Origin of the sequence: Klebsiella sp. JN_Kp122 (assembly GCF_040062085.1) — a bacterium.
GTDB lineage: Bacteria > Pseudomonadota > Gammaproteobacteria > Enterobacterales > Enterobacteriaceae > Klebsiella > Klebsiella aerogenes.
In genome coordinates this window covers 1-1246 of sequence record NZ_JBEAHW010000009.1, presented here as the reverse complement: position 1 = coordinate 1246, position 1246 = coordinate 1, and the positions used below count along the sequence as shown (strand labels likewise).

Here is a 1246-nt window from a genome sequence, read left to right as displayed (position 1 = left end):
CAATCAGGGAACCCTGTGTCTGAAAGGCTATTATGGCTGGGACTTCATTAACGATACCCAGATCCTGACCCCGCGTCTCAAAACCCCCATGATCCGTCGCCAACGTGGCGGCAAACTGGAAGCCGTCTCCTGGGATGAGGCGCTCGATTACGTCGCCACCCGCCTTGGCGCCATTAAAGAAAAATATGGCCCGGACGCGATCCAGACCACCGGCTCCTCCCGCGGGACCGGTAATGAAACCAACTACGTGATGCAAAAATTCGCGCGCGCCGTTATTGGCACCAATAACGTCGACTGCTGCGCTCGCGTCTGACACGGCCCTTCGGTTGCAGGTCTGCACCAGTCGGTCGGTAACGGCGCCATGAGTAATGCCATCACGGAGATTGATAACACCGACCTGGTGTTTATCTTCGGTTACAACCCGGCGGATTCCCACCCTATCGTGGCGAATCACGTCATTAACGCCAAACGCAACGGGGCGAAAATCATCGTCTGCGACCCGCGCAAAATTGAGACCGCGCGCATCGCCGACATGCACATTGCGCTGAAGAACGGCTCGAATATCGCGCTGCTCAACGCCATTGGCCACGTCATTATTGAAGAGGATCTGTACGATAAATCCTTCGTCGCCAGCCGTTCCGAAGGCTTCGAGGAGTATCGCAAAATCGTCGAAGGTTATACGCCGGAGTCGGTGGAAGAGATAACCGGCGTCAGCGCTCAGGAGATCCGCGCCTGCGCCCGGATGTACGCCAGCGCCAAATCCGCCGCCATCCTGTGGGGCATGGGCGTCACCCAGTTCTACCAGGGCGTGGAGACCGTGCGCTCGCTGACCAGCCTCGCGATCCTTACCGGCAACCTCGGCAAGCCGAGCGTCGGCGTCAACCCGGTACGCGGGCAGAACAACGTCCAGGGCGCCTGCGATATGGGCGCGCTGCCGGATACCTATCCGGGCTACCAGTACGTTAAGTTCCCGGAAAACCGCGAGAAGTTCGCCAGAGCCTGGGGCGTCGACAGCCTGCCGGAACATACCGGCTATCGCATCAGCGAGCTGCCGCACCGCGCCGAACACGGTGAAGTCCGCGCGGCGTACATTATGGGCGAGGATCCGCTGCAGACCGATGCCGAGCTTTCCGCGGTGCGCAAGGCGTTTGAACAGCTGGAACTGGTTATCGTCCAGGATATTTTCATGACCAAAACCGCCGCCGCGGCCGACGTCATCCTGCCGTCCACCTCGTGGGGCGAGCAC

Annotated in this window: 1 protein-coding gene; it reads left to right on the top strand. The window is 60.0% G+C overall.

Annotation, left to right across the window (positions count from 1 at the left end):
* Positions 1–1246 (top strand): formate dehydrogenase subunit alpha (gene fdhF / locus ABLU78_RS03360; RefSeq protein ID WP_348820113.1); only part of this gene is annotated, 1246 nt, incomplete at both ends.